Here is a 15,855-nt window from a genome sequence, read left to right as displayed (position 1 = left end):
CGGAACTGATCGTCGACGGCCCGCGTCGCCGATCGAGGCGCTCAGCCCGGCGAGCCCGCGAGCCTGCCGCGAACGCGGCGGAGTTCGCCGCCGGTCACGCCGGCGTCGAGCAGGTACCGCTCGGCGTCGAAGCCGTCGAGGGTCGCCATGACGGCCTCTTCGGTGGTGGTGCCCCGGTCCGCGAGGACACGCTGGATGACCGGTTCCTGGTCGGCGGTTCCCATCGCGGCGTACAGCGCCCTGAGGGCTTCGGCGGACAGGGCGTAGTCCGCGGCGATCGCCCGGGGTTCGACGCCGGCCAGCGCGAGCAGCAGAAGCGCGATCAGCCCGGTCCGGTCGCGCCCGCCCCCGCAGTGGAACAGCACCCCGCCGGGACCGGCGTGGGCGATCGCCTTGACGACGGCGGCGCACCGCTCGGCCTTCCGCCGGAGGAAGCCGGGGTAGTAGAGCGGGGTGCCGTTGAGCCGCTCACGGTTGACGCGCTGCCAGAACTCGACGTCGCCGATGTCGTCGAGCGGGACTTCGAGCCGGTCGACGCCGGTCGGTGTGGCGGGACCCGCCGGGCTAGCCGCGAACTGCGCCGAGCCCGCCTGCGCCGTCAACGAGGTGTCGGTGGGCCGGATCTCGTCGGCGTTGCGGAGGTCGATCACCGTGCGGACGCCGGCCTCGCGAGCTTGGGCCCACCCCGTCTCGGTGACGAACCGAAGGTCCGCTGCCCTGAAAAAGGCTCCGCGGCTGGTCGTGCCGCCGGATCCGGTGGGCAGCCCGCCGAGGTCACGGGTGTTGTAGAAGCCCTCCCAGGGCACTGCTCTGCTCATGTCCGGCTGACCTCGCTCGCGGGCAGGACCCGGTTCCACACCCGGACGTCGTCGATGCTGCCCGGCCAGAAGTCGCTGTGCTGCCCGCCCGAGACCGCGCGGCCGATCGCCAGCGGGCCCGGTGCGGCGTCGCCCGCTGCCTGGCTCCACGTCTTCGCCTGCGCCACGCCGTCGACGTAGAGGGTGTACGTGCCGGCGTCGGCGTCGTGCACCCCGGCCAGGTGGTACCAGCGCCCGGGTTGCGGGGCGACGTCGGACAGGGCCCGGCCCGAACTGGTCGAGAACGCCAGGCGGTCGTCGGCCGCCGAATACTGGAGGTAGAAGCCGCTGCTCGGGGTGCCGTCCTGGCTGAGCGCCGTCGCCCAGGAACCGGTGCGGTCGAGGCGGACCCGGGCGCTGACCGAGTAGTTGCCGGTGGTGTCCACGACGGGGCCGCCGGTCGCCGCGTACTGGCTCGAGCCGTCGAGCTGCAGGGCCGTGCCGGCCGGGCCGGGGACCCACGCGGGGGAGCCGGTCAAGGTGGCGTCGTGCGTTCCCGCGCTGTCGTGGGCGAGGGTTCCGCTGCCTTCGTCGAGGTTCCAGGCGCCGACCGGGTCCCGCTGTCCGGCGGGATGGGCGATCTGGAGGTTCTGGCGCTGGTGCGTGGTTTCGGTCCGGCCACCGGGGCCGCGGTAGGACGCCGTCGCGGTCACCGTCGCCGCGCTGCCCGGCTCGGCACCCGGCGGTGCGGTCAGCGTGTAGGTCCAGGCCCGGCTTTGCCCGGGCGGGATCGCCGCGGGCGGCCGGCCGGCGGCCGTGACCGACCAGCCGGCCGGGACGGCGACGCTCACCCGCGGGGAGCCGAGCGGGCCGCCGGTGGTGTTCCGCACGGTCACGGTCAGCGGCGTGCTCCCGCCGACCGTGATGACGCCGTTGGCGTTGGCGGGCCCGGCGGTGATCCGCGCGTCGCGGCTCGACGGCGTCCAGGACTGCAGCTCGGTGACGCCGACGAAGGCGCCCGGCGGATTCGTGAACACGAGCCGGACCTTGCTGGTGGTCAGCGTCGGGAAAGTGATCCGGTTGACACCGTTGCCCACCGGGTTCGCCTGCTCGCGGATCTGGCCCGGGACCTCCTGCCAGGCCGAGCCGGTCCAGTACTCCAGGCGGTAGGCCGCGGCCGGTCTGACCCCGCCGCCGTCGTCGTAGCCGTGCCAGCGGATGTCGCCGACCGGGGTCGGGGCGCCGAAGTCGACGCCGTAGAAGTCGCTCGCGTTCGGCGAGGAGTAGTTGGTCCAGCGGGTGTTCTCGGGAACTTCGCTGTACCAGACCTTCCCGTCGAGCGCGCTCCACGGGTTGTCACCTCCCCACGTGTACGACGTGATCGGCTTCGGGTAGCCGGTGCGCAACGGGTTCGCGGCGTCGTCGACGAGTTCCCCGGGCCGGGGGAGCGCGGTGCGGCCGACGTCGATCGTGGTGGCGCGCAGCGTCGCCGAGCGCTGGACGAGCCGTCCGTCGACGTAGAGCCGCATCCCGGTGCCTTGCCCGTAGTGCTTGCCGTCGCGGTCCCACAGCACGGTCACGGAATGGCCGTGGTACGGCACGTTTTCGGCGGCGAAGTGGTCCCAAGCGGACGGGGTGAGCGGCTGGACGCGCAGGGTGTCGTCGCTCTGCGGGCGCAGGCCGATCAGCCCGGACAGCACGAGATCGGTGTAGGTGGAGTGGTTGTAGTCCTCGCTGTGGTTCTGCCCGTCGTAGATCCACGCGTCGCGGTCCGGGTCGTGCGCCTCGGCGACGTAGGGCTTGCCGTTCTTGGTCTGGGTGCGGGCGTAGGTCGCCAGCGCCGCGGCGTAGTCCTCTTTGGACACGGTGGGCTGGGCCGGGTAGTCGTCGAGGAGGTTCGCCAGTCCGGTCAACGTCTGCGCGGTGGCGAAGGGCCAGCTCGGCCCGTCCCAGCGGCAGCAGGAACCGGCGTCCTTCATGAAGTACGGGCTGCGGCGCTCGGCCGTGGCCGGGCCGAACGCGCTCGCGAAGCCCTGCGGGTCGAGCAGCTGGGACCAGGCCGTGCTGTCGCCGGGCTGGGCGGCGCCGAACATCCAGGGGAGGTACCCGATCTGCTCGCGGCTGCCGGAGAGCTTGTGGCCGGGGTTGTCGTCGCGGGGCATCGCGAAGTAGAAGCCGCGGTTCGGGTCCCACAGCCACTTCTGTAGCGAGGTCTTCAGTTTCGCGGCGCGCTGGGCGTACTCGGTGGCGAGCTTGCGGTCGCCGACCGAGTCGGCGATGCGGCTGATCGCGAGGGCGTCGCCGTACTGGTAGGAGTTGAGCGTGGGCCGGTAGCCGGCGCCGCCGTGGTAGGGGTTGGGCGATTCGTAGGAGGAGGCGGAGAACTCCATGGCGTCCCACACCGGCACGGACCAGTACAGCCCGAGATCGGCGTCGAACTGCTTGTCCCAGCCCCGGTACTGGCGCACGAGCGACGGCAGCAGTTCGCGCAGCGGGCCGAAGTCGCCGGTCACCTGCGCCTGTCCGTAGGCCGAAGTGGCCAGCCAGACGCTGTACTCGTGCGCCCAGTCGGTGGTGTCGGCGTTGACGTCGTCGGTGGCGGGTTTGGCGCCCGCGCCGGGACCGGTGAGCCAGAACCGGAGGTAGTCCTGGCCGTAGGCCGGATCGCGCAGCCAGCGCCCTTCGGTCAGCTGGTGCCCGGCGGCCGCGTTGATCGCCTGGTAGGGCGCGGCGTAACCGCAGCAGTCGAGGAACTCGGTCGAGATCCAGCCGTCGGCCGGGTCGGTGTAGCGCAGGTGTTCCTTGAAGACGCGCCAGCGGTAGTAGTAGACGCTCTCCATCGTGGTGTCGGGCAGGTCCACGAAGGGGATGTTCGCTTCGTACCAGGCGGGATCGGCGTACCCGGCGAGGGCGGCGGAGTGGTCGAGGAAGTGCGTCCCCGAGCCGGTGCCGGCTGCTTCGGCGGCGCCGCCGGCGAGCGCGACCTGCGCGAGCAGGCCCACGGCGGCGAGCCAGGTTCTTCCCTGCGACACTCGGCGGCGCATCGGGTCCTCCATGGTTTACAACGTTGTAAAACTCAGACTCGACCACTATCGCTCAGAACCGCTCAGAAGGGAACACCCGGTTGTGCGCTCCCGCGACGTTGTCCGACGGCCCGCCGCGCGAGTCCGTTCTGTAACCGGAAGGCGTCTTTCGTCCCTGTCCGCTCCCGTCCAGTACAACGGCCTCGGCACCGCCGGGTTCGTCCTCGGCCTCGTCGGCCTGGTCATCTGCGTCCTGTGGATGGCCGCCTTCGGCAAGGCGGTCAGCGACACCGCCAACGGCCTGCCGACCGCCGGCGCCGCCCCGAGCGCGGCGGCGGCCCAGCACGCGGTCGTCCTGGAAGTCACGACGGCGGCGAAGGCCAACGTGCAGCGGGGCAGCGGGTTCACCGCGAACTCCCAGGGAGTCTTGGAGAAGGGCAAGAGCCGGCGCCAGGCCCTGTCGATGGACGACCTCGCGTTCACCCGGTCACCGTCACCGCGGTCGACTTCGAGCTGGGCGCCAAGGACAACACCTGCAAGATCACCGTCGACGGGCCGGCGGCGGCTCGGTTCCGGTGGTCCCAGGTGGATGGAAGCCGTTTGGAAGTCGGGTCCGGCACCGTGAGCGGCACACGGAAGGGATTCGACCGATGAAACGTTCTGGTGCGGCCGCCTTGCTCGTCGCGGCGCTGTTCGTCCTGCTCGCTCCGGTGGCGGCCGCGGTGGAAGGGCCCCCGACCGGTGCGTCGCCCGTCGGCGGCATGGGTGGCGGTCCCTACATCGGTGACGTCCCGAAGCCCTGACCCCGGGCCACTTCGACGTCGTCCGAGCACGCACTGCTACCTGAACGACCACCAGCCGCGTGCCCCGGGTCCGGATTTACCGGACCCGAACACGACCCGGACCGGGCTCGACGATCGCGGCCTTGGCGTGCGGGTACGGCGGCAAGGACAGTGGCTACGCGGTGTTCCACGGCCGCGGCGACGACAAGTCGACTTAGGCGATGTCCATGCAGCAGGCCGGGTACCGCACCGGGATGCTGGGCAAGTACCTCAACGGCTACGACCCCGAGGCCGCCCGCGGACTACCTCGTCGACGTCATGGCGGGCAAAGCCGCGCGGTTCATCTCGGACTCGGCGGCCGCGCACACGCCGTTCGCGCTCGAGCTCGCCACGTTCGCCCCGCACGGCCTCTACCCCCCGCGCCTGCCCTCCGCCGCGCCGCCGTGGCTCGCGTCCCGGACACCGTTGACGGACAAGGAAAAGCAGGCCGTCGACAAGGACTTCCGCAAGCGGGCGCAGGCCGTGCAGTCGGTCGACCGGATGATCGGCACCGTGCCGGAGGCGCTGGACAAGGCGGGCGTCCGCGGCAACACCGAGCTCGTGTTCACCTCGGACAACGGCTACCACATGGGCGAACACCGCCTCACCCCCGGGAAGCAGACGGCGTTCGACACCGACGTGCACGTGCCGCTGCTGACCGGCACCGCGTCGCCGGCGTGGCGCACCGTCGGGCTGGTCGAGCACCACGGTCCCGACTTCGACCGGACCGACCCGGACAAGCCGAAGAAGAACAGCGGCAGCCCGAGCACCTGCGAAGCGATCCGCGGCCCCACCTTCACCTACGTCGAATACACCCGACGGCACCCAGGAGTACTACGACCGCGGGACCGATCCCCAGGAACTGCACAACACCGCCGCTCAGCTGCCGCCGGACAAGGCGAAGCAGCTGCACGACACCCTGCGGGCGCTGGTCTCCTGCCACGGCGCGGCCGCGTGCCGGTACTGATCCGCCGAACGGCGGCATAGCACCGCGCCGCGGTGAATCGCATGCCCGCGACGACCTGCGGTGCGGCGCGTCAACCCCTCGAAAGTCGCTGCCGCACAACGGAAAACCCGGCCTAGCATCCCTCTTCCGCGGGCGGTCTCGCGTCCGCCGGGGAACGAGGAGATGCGTCGATGCGGAAGCTGCTTGCCATCCTTTGCTGCGCCTTGGCCGCCACGACGGTCACGATCGCGCCGGCCGGTGCGACGGTCGCGGCGGGGGTCGTCCCCGGCTTGACCGGTGCCGCCGCGAAGGCGGCCGCCGGGCCGATGGCCGATCGGTTCCGCCAGCTGCGCCAAGGGAAAGCCGTCGCGCAGCGGCACACGTTCTGGGGGCCCGAACCGCAGCTCGCCACCAGTGCGGACGGGCTGGTGGTCACCCAGAGCGTCACACCCGGCCTGCGCATCTCCAACCGCAACGACGTCGTCTACGCACCCACGATGAAGCCGACCGGCCACTCGTGCGTCGAAGTCGTCACCGCCTACGGGCTCGGCGAAGCGGCGCAGGTCTGGGCGTGGGACTGGTGCCGTTCGGTGTCGCCGGCGAAGGTCGTCCCGATCGACAGCGCTTTCCTCGCCGCCTACACCACGTCGGTCGACGGGCACCCCGCCTACACCGTGCAGGAGGTCCGGACCAACGCCACGGCCAACAGCTGGACGGCCTCGCTCTACAACGTGAAGACCGGCGCGTGGGACACGCTGTTCACCCAGAGCGGCAGCGACCAGAGCTCGCTCGACGAGGGCTGGGACATCTTCGAGCTGTACTCGACGCGCAACCCCGCGACCGGCAACGCCTACTACTGCGCGGACGCCCGCGGCTCGGTGTTCGAGTCGAGCTCGCTGCAGCTGCGCGTCGGCGGCCGCTGGGTGCCGGCGTCGCCGGCGAACTCGCCGCTGCGCCCGACCGCGAACCCGCGGCCGGCCGACTACGACTGCTCGACGCTGCGGTTCGAGGTCCCCGCGCCGAACAGCACCTGGCGGGTCACGGTCTGAGCAGCTCGCGGCCGCGTTCGCGCCACCAGGTGTCGAACGCGGCGCTGCAGCCCTCGCGCCCGGCGTAGCTCGCCGCGACGGCGGCGTGGATCTCTTCGGCGTGCGCCGCCACCGGGGTGCCCGGCCGGTAGCAGAGCCGCAGTTCCTGCCACAGCGGCTCGCCCTCGACGGCGCGCACCGCGACCGTCGACGGCCGGTCTTCGCGCGTCGCCAGTGCCGGGGCCACGGCCATGCCGGCGCGGACGAGGTCCAGCAGCGTCGCCAGGCACCGCGGCCGGTGGGGCTGGTCGAGCACGACGCCGTGGCGCCGGCACACCCTCTGCAGGTACGCCGACCAGCGCGTCGTGCCCGGCGGGTCGTCGGCCCACGGGTGCTCGCCGAGGCCGGTGAACGGGACCGCGGGTGCCGCGGCCAGCGGGTGGTCGGGCGACAGGATCACGAACACCGGCTCCCGCGGGTGCACCACGAGGGTCTCGACGCCGTCGGGGACGACCGGGCCGGGCAGCGGCGGCAGGTAGACCAGCGCGAGGTCCAGCCCGCCCGCGGCGAGCCGGGCGAGGGTGATCGACTCGTCCGGGTCCTCGTGCACGCTCACCCCGCGCGTCCACGGCTGCTCGCCCAGCCAGCGGGACACGGCCAGGTGCAGGAAACCGCAGTAGCCGCCGACGCGCAGCGGCCCGGTGGGCGCCCGCTGCTCGCCGATCCGGTCGGTCAGCGCGGACACGCCGGCCAGCACCGCCCGGGCCTCAGTGACGACGTCGGTGCCGAGCCGGGTGGGTTCGCACCCGGTGGGGGACCGGAGGAACAGCGCGCCGCCGACCGACCGTTCGACCCGCCGCAGGAGCCCGGACAGCGCCGGCTGCGAAACGTGCAGCACGCGGGCCGCGCGGGTGAGGCTGCGCGCGTCGGCGACGGCCACGAGGGCACGCAGGTGGCGCAGTTCGAGCTCCACGCTCCCACTGTAGGCCGGGTGATCAGCGGGGACACCCGACCTGAGTCGGGTAGTGCGCGCGCAGGGGGAGGGCTCGGCGGCGAACGGGGGGCGTTCCGCCGCCGAGCCGGACTGCCGTGCCCGGACCGATCGGGGGGCGTGCCGGTCCGGGCACCTCAGCACCCGACAAGAGGGCCGGGGGCCGCCGGAATGACGTCCCGGGCCCGCATTCACCGGTTCGGGTGACGCGGGCGGGCGCCGGTATAGTGCTCGGGCACAGGCACCGATCCGGCGATCACCGGGGAGCCTCCGGAAGAACGGGCCGGCCGGCCCCAGTAGAACCGGACGGGCGTCGCACGTCACGCGGCCGAAGCGAGGGGCACCCGGTCCGCCGGGTGCAAGCGGGGTGGTACCGCGGAGAACCGGGCAGCCGGGCTTCGTCCCCGCAGGGATGAGCTGACACTCATCCGTGCGAGACGTGACGAAGCCGAGGAGCCCGCGAGCATGACCGAGAACAGTCCGTTCACCCCGCTGCCGGCCGACGTCGACTTCGGTGCCCTCGAGCGCGGCGTGATCAGGTGGTGGCAGGACAACGACGTGTTCGCCCGCAGCCTGAAGCAGACCGCGGACGGCCCGCCGTGGGTGTTCTACGAGGGGCCGCCCACCGCGAACGGGCACCCCGGCACCCACCACGTCGAGGCCCGCGTCTTCAAGGACGTCTTCCCGCGCTACCGCACGATGCGGGGCTACTCGGTGCCCCGTCAGGCCGGCTGGGACTGCCACGGGCTGCCGGTCGAACTCGCCGTGGAGAAGGAACTCGGGCTCTCCGGCAAGCCGGACATCGAGAAGCTCGGGATCGCCGAGTTCAACGACCGCTGCCGGGAATCCGTGCTGCGCCACGTCGGCGAGTTCGAGCAGCTCACCGAGCGCATGGGCTACTGGATCGACCTGTCCCACCCCTACCGGACGATGTCGCCGGAGTACGTGGACAGCGTCTGGTGGTCGCTGCGGCGCATCCACGAGGCCGGCCGGCTGGTCGAGGACTTCCGGGTCGCGCCCTACTGCGCCAAGGACGGCACCACGCTGTCCGACCACGAGGTCGCCCAGGGCTACGAGGTCGTGACCGATCCGTCGGTCTACGTCCGGTTCCCGCTGACCACGCCGGTCGCCGGGGTGGACGGGGCCGAGCTCCTGATCTGGACCACCACCCCGTGGACGCTCGTGTCGAACACCGCGGTCGCGGTGCACCCCGAGGTCACCTACGTCGTGGCCCGCACCGCCGAAGGCACCTTCGTGGTGGCCGAACCGCGGGCCGCCGCCGTGCTGGGCGAGGACGCCGAGACCCTGGCGACGGTCACCGGCGCGGACCTCGCCGGGCTGCACTACCGGCGTCCGTTCGACCTGGTCGAGATCCCCGACGCGCACGTCGTGGTGCCCGCCGGGTACGTGACCACCGCCGACGGCACCGGCCTGGTGCACCAGGCGCCCGCGTTCGGTGCGGACGACCTCGCGGTCTGCCGCGCGAACGGGCTGCCGCTGGTCAACCCGGTCGGCCCGGACGGCCGGTTCCTCACCACCGTGCCGCTCGTGGGCGGGCTGTTCTTCAAGGACGCGGACGCGCCGCTCGTCGAAGCGCTGCGGCAGAGCGGCACGTTGTTCCGCTTCGAGGAGTTCGAGCACTCCTACCCGCACTGCTGGCGCTGCCACACGCCGTTGATCCACTACGCGCAGCCGTCGTGGTACATCCGCACCACCGAGGTGCGCGACGCGCTGGTGCGCGAAAACGAGCGGACGAACTGGTTCCCCGAGCACATCAAGCACGGCCGGTACGGCGACTGGCTGGAGCACAACGTCGACTGGGCGTTGTCGCGCTCGCGGTACTGGGGCACACCGCTTCCGTTGTGGCGCTGCGGGAACGGGCACGTCACGGCCGTCGGCTCCCGCGCCGAGCTGGGCACGCTGGCGGGCCGGGACCTGGCCGGGCTGGACCCGCACCGCCCGTACGTCGACGCGATCACCTTCGCCTGCCCCGACTGCGGGGAGACCGCCACCCGCGTCCCCGAAGTGATCGACGCCTGGTACGACTCGGGCGCGATGCCGTTCGCGTCCCTGGGCTACCCGCACCTGCCGGGCAGCGTCGAAGCGTTCGAAAAGACCTACCCGGCCCAGTACATCTGCGAAGCGATCGACCAGACCCGCGGCTGGTTCTACACCCTGATGGCGATCGGCACGCTGGTCTTCGACGAGTCCCCGTACGAAAACGTCGTCTGCCTCGGGCACATCCTGGCCGAAGACGGCCGCAAGATGAGCAAGCACCTCGGCAACATCCTCGAGCCGATCCCGCTGATGGACGCGCACGGCGCCGACGCGCTGCGCTGGTTCATGGCGTGCTCCGGTTCGCCGTGGTCGGCACGCCGGGTCGGCGCCGGCCCGCTCGACGAGATCGTGCGGAAGGTCCTGCTGACGTACTGGAACACGGCGTCGTTCTTTTCGCTGTACGCGGCGGGTGCGGCCTGGACACCGGAATCGGCGCGCCCGGCCGGCGAGCGGCACGTGCTGGACCGCTGGATCCTCGCCGGGCTGCAGGCGCTGACCGCCGGGGTCACCGAGCAGCTGGACGCCTACGACACCGCCCGCGCCGGCCGGCTGCTCGCGGACTTCGTCGACGACCTGTCGAACTGGTACGTCCGCCGGTCGCGGCAGCGCTTCTGGGCCGGGGACCAGGACGCGCTTTCCACGCTGTACGAATGCATCGACGTGCTCACCCGGCTGCTGGCGCCGCTCGTGCCGTTCATCACCGAAGAGGTGTGGCAGCTCCTCGTCCGCCGAGGCGACCCGGCGGTGGCCGAGTCGGTCCACCTCTCGACCTGGCCGCGGGTGCGGGACGACCTCCTCGTCCCGGAGCTGCCCGGGCAGGTCGCGACGGCGCGGGCGCTGGCCGAGGCCGGCCGCGCGGCGCGCAAGACGACGAGCATCCGGGTGCGCCAGCCGCTCGCCCGCGCGCTGGTCGGCCTGCCGCCGGGCGTCACGCTGCCCCAGGACCTGCTCGACGACGTCGCCGACGAGCTCAACGTCAAGGCGCTGCAGCCGCTGGACGCGGCGAGCGAGGTCGTCGACGTCCAGGTGAAGGCGAACTTCCGGGAGCTGGGCAAGCGGTTCGGCAAGCGCACCCAGCAGGTGGCCACCGCGATCGCCGGGGCGGACCCCGGGGCCGTGCTGGCAAGCCTGCGGGACCGGGACGCGTTCACCGTCGACGTGGCCGGCGAAGAGCTGGAACTCGGCGCGGCCGACGTGCTGGTGACGGAGGTCCCGCGGACGGGCTGGGTCGTGGAGTCGCAGCGCGGCGTGACGATCGCGCTGGACACCGGGCTCACCCCGGACCTGGTGGCCGAGGGGATCGCCCGCGACGTCGTCCGCGCGGTGCAGCAGGCGCGCCGGGACGCCGGTCTCGAGGTCGCCGACCGCATCACCCTGGCGATCGGCGCCCCGGCGCAGGTGCGGCAAGCCGTCTTGGCGCACCAGGACCTCATCGCCCGCGAGACCCTCGCGGCTTCCTTGACGGTGGCCGAAGAAGCCGGGGAGATCGCCGTGCGGGTCGCGAAGGTGTGAGTCAGGCGACCCGGTCGCGGTGCCACTGCGCGGTGGACCGCGCCAGGACGCCGTCGATCCGCCGCAAGCCGCGCTCCGGGCCGAGCAGGACGAGGAAGTCGAGCAGCAGGTGACCGTGGGCGGGTCCGGTGACGGCGGTGCGCACCGCCGTCACCGACGCCTTGGCGAGCCCGCCCTTGAGCAGGGCCGAGAGCGTTTCTCCGGTCCACGGGGAAAGTGCGGTCAGTGCGTCGCGGGCGGCTTGCAGCGCGCCGAAGTCCGGTTCCTGGGTCGCGGCGGGTTCGTCGTCGAAGAGGGCCGCCGCGGCCCGTGCGGCTTCGGGGAGTGATTTCGCCCGGCGCCGCAAGGCGGGAGCCGCCCGGGTGAGCAGGGCGAGCCGGTCCCCGTCCAGCGGGGCCAGGTGCGGTACGAGCGCCTCGGTGAACTCCCCGGCGGTCAGCTCGCGCAGGTGGGTCGTGTCGAGGTCGGTGAGCCGCTTGACGTCGAGGCGCCCGGGGCGGGTGCGGACGCGCCGGACGTCGAAGCCCGCCACCAGCTCCGCCGGCGTGAAGACGCCGCCGCGCGTGGGGTGCGACCAGCCCAGCGCGGCCAGGTAGTTGACCATCGTGCGCGCCTGGACGCCCGCGTCCCGGTAGCCCAGCGCGTCCGCGGCGGGATCTTGCTGGCTGTTGAGGATCTTCGCGTTCGAGGCGAGCACCATCGGCACGTGCGCGAGCCGGGGGACCGCGCGGGCGACGCCGATGCGTTCGAGCGCCCGGTAGGCCGCGAGCTGGCGCGGCACCAGCGGCAGCATCGCGTCACCGCGGATGTTGTGCGTGATGCCCATCAGCGCGTCGTCCACCGGGCCGGCGAGCGCGAAGGTCGGCCGCCCGTTGGCGCGCACCAGCACCGGGTCGGCCGCGCTGCCCGCCTTGAAGACGATCTCGCCGCGCGCGAGGTCGTCGAAGACCGTCTCGCCGTCGGGCAGGCGCAGCCGCAGCGACGGGCGGCGGCCGGCGGCGCGGTGCGCGGCCTTCTCCCGCTCGCTCGTGTGCCGGTCGGCGTTGTCGTACCCGAGCCGCGGGTCCTGGCCGGCCCGGGTGCGCCGCTCGGCGACCTCCTCCGGCGTCGAGAACGACTCGTAGAGCTCGCCGGCCGCCAGCAGCCGCCGGGCCACGTCGAGGTGCAGCTCACGGCGTTCGGTCTGCAGGTACGGACCGTGCGCGCCGCCGGTACCCGGACCCTCGTCCCAGTCGAGGCCCAGCCAGCGCAGCACGTCGAGCAGGGGCTCGTAGAACTCGGGCCGCACCCGGGCCTCGTCGGTGTCTTCGACGCGCAGGACGAAGGTGCCGCCGTGGTGGCGGGCCAGCGCCCAGTTGTAGACGGCCATGCGGACCAGGCCGAGGCTCGGCCGGCCGATCGGCGAAGGGGCGAAGACGGTGCGCACCGGCGCGGGGGGAAGGTCGGGCATGGTCGTACTCCACGGGTCGTGACTGGTGGACGGGCGGGGCTCAGGAGGCGGCGGGGACTTCGGCGGGCTCGGGGTTCCGGCGCGCGGCCCACGCCACGACCGCGCCCGTCGGCAGGCTCGCGAGCACGAACGCCGCGCCCAGCACGAACCAGCCGGGGGAACCCCATTCGATCATCAGGAACGTCAGCAGGGTGGGGGCGACCATGACCGCCGCCGCGTAGCCGGTCATCGAGAAACCCTGGTATTGGCCCTGTTTCCCGGGCGGGGCGAGCTTGAAGGTGATCGTCCAGACGGCCGCGGACACGAGCATCTCGCCCAGCGCGAGCACCGCGCCCGCCGCCACCAGCAGGACGATCGACAGGGTCGTCGGGCCGAAGGCCGAGAAGGAGAAGAGCGCGCACGCGGTCAGCAGGACGAACCCGGACAGCCGGGCGGTGCGCACGGCCCGCTCCATCGTGCTCACCCGCATGCCGATCCGGATCTGGAAGAGGATCACCGCGACGCTGTTCAGCACGAACAGCACGGTCACCACGGCGGTCGGGACGTGGGTGTGCCGGGTGATCCACAGTGGTATCACCAGTTCCAGCAGCACCGTGTGCAGCGAGAGGACCGCGGTGATCGCGGTGAGCGCCGCGAAGGGCGCGTCGCGCAGGACGGCCCGTTTGGGCGCGTCCGCCGCCGGTGCCGGGGCCGGCGCGACGTAGGGGAGCGACCGGAACAGCGCCGCCGAGACGAAGTAGCTCAGCACGTTCACGATCAGCACGACCGAAAACGCGGTCGGCGTCGCGATCTGCAGGGCGATCCCGGCGATCGCCGCGCCCACGCCGATGCCGATGTTGTTGACCGAGCGCACCACGGCCTGCGTCCGGACCACGCCGTCGGCGTCGACCAGGCCGGCGATCAGGGCTTGCAGGGCGGCGCGCGATCCGCGTTGCACCACCACGAAGAAGCAGGCCGTGACCAGCAGCGCGGCGAAGCTGCGCACGAACAGGTACCCGGCCGTGCCGACGCCGTTGAGCGCGACGAGCCACGCGGTCGTCGCGCGCGGGCCGAGCCGGTCCGCCAGGTGCCCCAGCGGCATGCCCGCCGGCAGGCCGACCGCGCCGGCGATGGTCAGCCCGAGGCCCAGCTTGGCCGGCGAAAGCCCGGCCACCTGGGTGAAGTAGAGCGCCGAGCAGGTCATGAACGCGCCGTACCCCGCCGTCAGGAACAGGCTCGCGAGCGCGATCCGGCGCGCGGCCGCGGGTATCGAGCGGAACACCGGGAACTCCTTCGCGTCAGGACAGCAGCAGGCGGGGGCGGCGGAGGTCGAGCCACGCGGCCAGGTTCAGGCAGCGCTCCAGTCCGCTTCGGACACCGGGCGCGCCCGGTTCCCGCACCGCGGCCGCCAGCCAGGCGCGGTTCACCAGGTCGAACACCGGGTGCGGCCGCTCGGCGAGCAGTTCGTTCGCCTGCTCCCGCAACGCCGCCAGGTAGCCCGCCGCCTGGATCGACGGGTAGGCGCTCTTGACCCGGGTGGCGACCGAGTGCGGCAGGAGATCGCCCGCCGCCGCGCGCAGCAGGCTCTTTTCCCGGCCGTCGAAGCTCTTCTGCGCCCAGGGCGCGTTGTGGACGTATTCCACCAGCCGATGGTCGCAGAAGGGCACGCGCACCTCCAGCCCCGCGGCCATGCTCAGCCGGTCCTTGCGGTCCAGCAGCATCCGCATGAAGCGGGTGATGCCGAGGTACGACGTGACCCGGCGGTCGCGGGTCTCCGCGTCGTCGCCGGGCAGGTGCTCGACCTCGGCGACCGCTTCGGCGTAGCGGTCGCGGGTGTAGGCCGGGATGTCGAGCAGGTCGAGCAGTTCGGGCCGCAGGACGGTGCCGTCGCGGCCCTGCCCGTTCGCCGGGGCGCCGTTCGCCGCCGACATCCACGGGAACGTGCCCGCGCGCTGCGCTTCGGGCGAGCGGTGCCAGTGGTAGCCGCCGAAGACCTCGTCGGCGCTTTCACCCGACAGCGCGACCGTGGAGTGCTTGCGGATCGCGCTGAACAGCAGGTAGAGCGAAACGTCGGTGTCGCCGGTGCCGGCCGGGACGTCCCGGGCCTCGATCACCGCGCGGCGGACCGCCGGGTCGGCCATCGCGCCGGCGTCGAGCACGATCTCCGTGTGCACGGAACCCACGTGCGCGGCCACTTCGCGGACGTAAGGCGCGTCGGGGGTGGGCCGCGCCGCGTCGGGCACGTACGTTTCGCTCTGGCTGGCGAAGTCGACGGAGAAGCTGTGAACCTTTTCGCCGTGACCGGCCAGTTCCCGGGCGGCGAGCGCGGTGACGGCACTGGAGTCCAGCCCGCCCGACAGCAGCAGGCAGCGGGGGACGTCGGCGATCAGCTGCCGGGTCACGATGTCGGTCAGCAGGTCCCGCACGCGGGCGATCGACTCGGCGCGGTCGTCGGGGTGCGCCACCGTCTTCAGCGACCAGTACGCGTGTTCGCGCGATCCGCGCGCGTCGACCGTGACCACGGTGCCGGGCCGGACTTCGCGCATCCCGGCCCACACCGCGTGCCCCGGGGTCTTGACGAAGGCGAACAGCTCGCGCAGGCCGTCGAGCCCGACTTCGCGGCCGGCCTCCGGATGGGCCAGCAGCGCCTTGGGTTCCGAGCCGAACAAGACTCCATCCGAAGTGGACTCGTAGTACAGCGGCTTGACGCCCATCCGGTCGCGCACCAGCACGAGCCGCTGCGTCCGGGCGTCCCACACGGCGAAGGCGTACATGCCGTTGAGCCGTTCCGCGACCGCCTCGCCCCACTCCAGGTAGCCGCGCAGGACGACTTCGGTGTCACCGGTGGTGCGGAAGTCGTGGCCCCGGCGGCGGAGTTCGGCGCGCAGCTCGGCGTAGTTGTAGACCTCGCCGCTGTAGGTGAGCGCGAGGGTCCCGCCCGGGACGTCGAGCGTCATCGGCTGGGTGCTGCCCTCGAGGTCGAGGACGGCCAGCCGGCGGTGCCCGAGCGCCGCCGTCCCGCGCGGGTCGACCCAGGTGCCGGCCGCGTCCGGACCGCGGCACGACATGGTCGCGGTCATCGCCGCCAGTGCTTCGGTTTCCTGGCGGAGGTCGCGGTCGAAGGCGACCCAGCCGGTGATGCCGCACATGCGTCTGCTCCTCCGGGTGCGAATTCCGTTGCGGGGAAGGGAAAAGTCTCGACGGGGACGCTACCAGCGGTTCCGTCGCGAGGAGCCCGGTCGCGGTAAGC

Annotated in this window: 11 protein-coding genes; 5 read left to right on the top strand and 6 right to left on the bottom strand. The window is 72.6% G+C overall.

Annotated features, from left to right (window positions below; all coding sequences use genetic code 11):
* Positions 1 to 41: 41 nt before the first annotated feature.
* Complete coding sequence (locus AB0B33_RS18230) at positions 42 to 818, bottom strand: tyrosine-protein phosphatase (protein ID WP_360772871.1); 777 nt, start codon at positions 816 to 818, stop codon at positions 42 to 44.
* Entirely contained in the window at positions 815 to 3,841 is a 3,027-nt protein-coding gene (locus tag AB0B33_RS18225; protein ID WP_360772868.1) for a LamG-like jellyroll fold domain-containing protein, read from the bottom strand. Before AB0B33_RS18225 ends, AB0B33_RS18230 begins: the two co-directional genes overlap by 4 nt.
* Positions 3,842 to 3,923: 82 nt before the next feature.
* Here AB0B33_RS18225 and AB0B33_RS18220 point away from each other — a divergent pair, with 82 nt between their 5' ends.
* The 4 genes from AB0B33_RS18220 (at position 3,924) to AB0B33_RS18205 (ending at position 6,636) form a co-directional block, all read left to right on the top strand.
* Positions 3,924 to 4,445, top strand: a complete 522-nt coding sequence (locus AB0B33_RS18220) for a hypothetical protein (protein WP_360772865.1) — start codon at positions 3,924 to 3,926, stop codon at positions 4,443 to 4,445.
* Between the two features lie 25 nt (positions 4,446 to 4,470).
* On the top strand, positions 4,471 to 4,623 hold the full coding sequence (locus AB0B33_RS18215) for a hypothetical protein (protein WP_247024901.1): 153 nt from the start codon (positions 4,471 to 4,473) through the stop codon (positions 4,621 to 4,623).
* A gap of 150 nt (positions 4,624 to 4,773) precedes the next feature.
* On the top strand, positions 4,774 to 5,628 hold the full coding sequence (locus AB0B33_RS18210; protein WP_360772861.1) for a sulfatase-like hydrolase/transferase: 855 nt from the start codon (positions 4,774 to 4,776) through the stop codon (positions 5,626 to 5,628).
* 150 nt (positions 5,629 to 5,778) lie between these two features.
* Complete coding sequence (locus AB0B33_RS18205; RefSeq protein ID WP_360772858.1) at positions 5,779 to 6,636, top strand: carbohydrate-binding protein; 858 nt, start codon at positions 5,779 to 5,781, stop codon at positions 6,634 to 6,636.
* On the opposite strand, the gene AB0B33_RS18200 is transcribed toward AB0B33_RS18205, so the two are convergent.
* Complete coding sequence (locus tag AB0B33_RS18200) at positions 6,626 to 7,588, bottom strand: LysR family transcriptional regulator (protein WP_360772855.1); 963 nt, start codon at positions 7,586 to 7,588, stop codon at positions 6,626 to 6,628. The genes AB0B33_RS18205 and AB0B33_RS18200 overlap by 11 nt on opposite strands.
* Positions 7,589 to 8,071: 483 nt before the next feature.
* Here AB0B33_RS18200 and ileS point away from each other — a divergent pair, with 483 nt between their 5' ends.
* Positions 8,072 to 11,176, top strand: a complete 3,105-nt coding sequence (ileS, locus tag AB0B33_RS18195) for an isoleucine--tRNA ligase (protein ID WP_360772852.1) — start codon at positions 8,072 to 8,074, stop codon at positions 11,174 to 11,176.
* 1 nt (position 11,177) lies between these two features.
* Here the strand turns inward: ileS and AB0B33_RS18190 are convergent, their stop codons facing one another.
* Genes AB0B33_RS18190 through asnB form a run of 3 tightly spaced genes read right to left on the bottom strand, consistent with a single transcriptional unit; the run spans position 11,178 to position 15,754 of the window.
* Positions 11,178 to 12,626 carry a glutamate--tRNA ligase family protein gene (locus AB0B33_RS18190; RefSeq protein ID WP_360772849.1) on the bottom strand — a complete coding sequence of 483 codons (1,449 nt, stop codon included), beginning with the start codon at positions 12,624 to 12,626 and terminating at the stop codon, positions 11,178 to 11,180.
* Between the two features lie 40 nt (positions 12,627 to 12,666).
* Positions 12,667 to 13,887, bottom strand: coding sequence for an MFS transporter (locus AB0B33_RS18185; RefSeq protein WP_360772845.1), 1,221 nt, complete (start codon positions 13,885 to 13,887; stop codon positions 12,667 to 12,669).
* A 16-nt stretch (positions 13,888 to 13,903) separates the two neighbouring features.
* Positions 13,904 to 15,754, bottom strand: a complete 1,851-nt coding sequence (gene asnB / locus AB0B33_RS18180; RefSeq protein ID WP_360772842.1) for an asparagine synthase (glutamine-hydrolyzing) — start codon at positions 15,752 to 15,754, stop codon at positions 13,904 to 13,906.
* Positions 15,755 to 15,855: the final 101 nt, after the last annotated feature.

The organism is Amycolatopsis sp. NPDC049159 (assembly GCF_040648295.1).
GTDB classification, from domain to species: domain Bacteria; phylum Actinomycetota; class Actinomycetes; order Mycobacteriales; family Pseudonocardiaceae; genus Amycolatopsis; species Amycolatopsis pretoriensis_A.
The sequence above is the reverse complement of the archived record's forward strand: the minus strand, read 5'-3'. Positions and strand labels throughout refer to the sequence as shown.